Origin of the sequence: Streptomyces sp. UH6, assembly GCF_013421635.1 — a bacterium.
Lineage (GTDB): Bacteria > Actinomycetota > Actinomycetes > Streptomycetales > Streptomycetaceae > Streptomyces > Streptomyces abyssomicinicus.
In genome coordinates this window covers 1-3,242 of the sequence record NZ_JACADT010000661.1, presented here as the reverse complement: position 1 = coordinate 3,242, position 3,242 = coordinate 1, and the positions used below count along the sequence as shown (strand labels likewise).

Below are 3,242 nucleotides of genomic sequence, written 5' to 3'. Positions count from 1 at the left end.
TGCCGTTCAGGTGCGTTCCGCGCCGGGTCCGTCGAACGGCCGGCCCATCAGGCGCAGGACCTCGTGGACCAGGTCGAGCAGTTCGCCCGGGTGCTCGGTCTCCACCCAGGTGCGCATCGCGGTCCGCATGGAGGCCAGGAACGCCGCCGCGAGGACCCGGGCACGGAGCGGCTCGGCGCCCCGTCCCGCCAGGACGGCGGCCAGGTCCTGTTCCAGCCGGGCGTGGGTGGCGAGCTGCCGGCCCAGCAGGGAGGGGTGGCGCAGGGCGAGCCGGGTACGGGTGATCGTCTCGCGGTCGGGGAAGACCGGGCCGGGCTCCAGGGTGCGCAGGGCGGCGCCGAGCGCGGCCCAGGGGGACTCGTCGGAGGGCCGGTCCGCGACCTCGCGCAGCAACGCGGCGGCCTGCTGCTCCTCGCCCCACAGGACGGCGTCCTCCTTGGTGGCGAAGTAGTTGGAGAAGGTCCGGCGGGAGACCCCGGCCTCGTCGGCGATCGCCTCGACCGTCACGTGGTCCAGGCCGTGCTCGACCGTCAGGCGCAGCGCGGCGCGGTGCACCGCCTCGCGGGTGGCGGCCTTCTTCCGTTCGCGCAGGCCCGGGGCGCCGCCCGGGGCGGCGGTGCGGTCGGTGATGTCCATCGCGGCAATGGTAAGGCCAAGGCAAGAAAAATGCCCAATGGGCAAAGTTGCACAGTGTGCATGTATCTTGAAGACATCCCCCTCACTTTCCGAGGGCACCCCTTTTCCCGTTCCTTCTCCGGAGGTCCTTCTTGAGCGCGCCCGTCGCCGATGCCACCGATGCCGCACCGCCCGGGGGTGACGCCGCCCCGAAGATGGGTCACCGGGCCGTCCTGAGGGCGATGAGCGGTCTGCTCCTGCTGCTGTTCGTCACCATGATCAGCAGCACCATCGTCTCCGTCGCGCTGCCGCAGATCATCGGAGCGCTGAAGGGCACGCAGTCGCAGTACACGTGGGTGGTCACCGCGATGCTGCTCACCTCGACGGCCTCCACGCCGATCTGGGGCAAGCTCGCCGACCTCTTCAGCAAGAAGGCGCTGCTCCAGACGGCGATCGTGATCTTCTTCGTCTCCTCGCTCGGCGCCGGTTTCGCGCAGAACACCGAGACGCTGATCGCCTTCCGCGCCGTGCAGGGCCTCGGCATGGGCGCGCTGCAGGTCCTGGTCCAGGTGATCATCGCCGCGATGATCAGCCCCAAGGAGCGCGGCCGCTACAACGGCTACCTCGGCGGCGTGATGGCCGTCGCGACGGTCGGCGGGCCGCTGCTCGGCGGCGCCATCGCCGACGCCTCGTGGCTCGGCTGGCGCTGGTGCTTCTTCTTCGCCCTGCCGTTCACGGCCGTCGCCTTCGTGATCCTCTCCAGGACGCTGAAGCTCCCGGTGGTGGAGCGCGGCGGCGACAAGCCCAAGGTCGACTACCTGGGCGCGACCCTGATCGCCGCCGGCGTCAGCCTGCTGCTCCTGTGGGTCACCTTCGTGGACAACGAGTTCGCGTGGATCTCCTGGGAGACCGGCGCCATGGTCGGCGGCTCGGTGGTCCTGCTGGGCCTCGCCGTGCTCGTCGAGTCGCGGGTCCCCGAGCCCGTCGTGCCGCTGAAGGTCATCAAGCGCCGCGACCCGGCGCTGGCGATCGTCGCGAGCCTGGCGGTCGGTGTGGCCATGTTCGGCGGCGCCGTCTTCCTGGGCCAGTACTTCCAGATCGGCCGCGGCTACTCGCCCACCAAGGCCGGCCTGATGACCATCCCGATGATGGCGGGCGTGCTGATCTCCTCGACGGTCGCGGGACGCATGGTCTCCAAGAGCGGCCGGGTCAAGCCGTACATCGTCTCCGGCACCGTGATCCTCACGCTGGGCTTCGTCACCCTGTCGGTGATCGACCACACGACGCCGATGTGGCACGTCTTCGGCGGCATGTTCCTCATCGGCGTGGGCGTCGGCATGTCGATGCAGAACCTGGTCCTGGTGCTGCAGAACACCGTGCCGCTCGCCGAGCTCGGCGCGGCCAGCGCCTCGATCACCTTCTTCCGCTCGCTCGGCGGCACCATCGGCGTCTCGGTCCTCGGCGCCGTCCTCGCCAACGAGGTCTCGACGAAGATCGCCGACGGCCTGCGCAAGCTCGGTGTGGACACCTCGGGCGGCGGCGCCGAGGCGGGCGGCAACCTCGACATCGCCGGCATGCCGGCGCCGGTCCAGGAGATCGTCCGCGCGGCGTACGGCGAGGCCACCGGCCAGATCTTCCTGGTCGCGGCGGCGGTCGCGGTCCTCGGCATCGTCGCGACCCTCTTCCTCACCTCCACCGAGCTGCGCGACAGCGTGGACCTCGAGGCGGAGGGCGCGCAGGGCCAGGAGACGGCGAAGGCCTGATCCCGGTCCGTTCCGGACCTCCGTGGGGCCGCCTCCGTGTCAGGGAGGCGGCCCCACGGGCGATTCCGGCGCCGGCGTCCGGTCACACGCAGGTGTAGCCGCCGTCCACCAGGTGGTAGCTGCCGGTGACGAAGGAGGCCCGGTCGGACAGCAGGAAGGCGGTCAGTTCGGCGACCTCCTCGCTCCGGCCCAGGCGGCCGACCGGGTGAAGACCCACCAGGGCGTCACGGGACTCGGCGTCCAGGTTCTCGAGCAGCGGCGTCTCGATGAAGCCGGGACCCACGGAGTTGATCCGGATGTTCTTCGCGGCGTACTCCACGGCGGCGCACTTGGTCAGGCCCAGCACGCCGTGCTTGGCGGCGACGTACGCGGACGAGCCGCTGAAGGCCACCGAGCCGAGGATGGAGGAGACGTTCACGATGGCGCCGCCCTTGCCGGACCGCTCCATCTCCTCGATCTCGTAGCGCACGGAGAAGAAGACGCCGTCCAGGTTGATGCGCACCACACGGTCCCAGTTGGCCAGCGTCTGCTCGCCGGTGGGGGCGCTGTCGCCGCCGATGCCGGCGTTGTTGACGCCCAGGTGCAGGCCTCCGAAGGTGTCGACGGTGAAGCGGACGGCGGCCTGGACGGAGGCGGCGTCGGAGACGTCGACGGTGAAGGGGGCGGCCTCGAAGCCGTCCCTCCTCAGGTCGGCGGCGGCCCGCTCGGCGCCCTCGGCGTTGTAGTCGGCGATCACGACCTCGGCGCCGCCCTCCGCGAGGCGGCGGGCGATGGCCAGGCCGATGCCGGAGGCCGCTCCGGTGACGAGGGCGGCGCGCCCGGCGAACTCGGTGGCGTAGTCGGTGCTCACAGTCGGTGCTCGCT

Annotated in this window: 3 protein-coding genes; 1 reads left to right on the top strand and 2 read right to left on the bottom strand. The window is 71.1% G+C overall.

Annotated features, from left to right (window positions below; translation table 11 throughout):
* Positions 1-6: 6 nt before the first annotated feature.
* Entirely contained in the window at positions 7-636 is a 630-nt protein-coding gene (locus tag HW445_RS23855; RefSeq protein WP_180223004.1) for a TetR/AcrR family transcriptional regulator, read from the bottom strand.
* A gap of 194 nt (positions 637-830) precedes the next feature.
* On the opposite strand from HW445_RS23855, the gene HW445_RS23850 reads away from it, so the two are divergent.
* Positions 831-2,378: an MDR family MFS transporter gene (locus HW445_RS23850; protein ID WP_180223005.1), complete on the top strand. Its 1,548-nt coding sequence runs from the start codon at positions 831-833 to the stop codon at positions 2,376-2,378.
* Positions 2,379-2,460: 82 nt separating this feature from the next.
* On the opposite strand, the gene HW445_RS23845 is transcribed toward HW445_RS23850, so the two are convergent.
* Positions 2,461-3,228 carry an SDR family NAD(P)-dependent oxidoreductase gene (locus HW445_RS23845; protein ID WP_180223003.1) on the bottom strand — a complete coding sequence of 256 codons (768 nt, stop codon included), beginning with the start codon at positions 3,226-3,228 and terminating at the stop codon, positions 2,461-2,463.
* Positions 3,229-3,242: the final 14 nt, after the last annotated feature.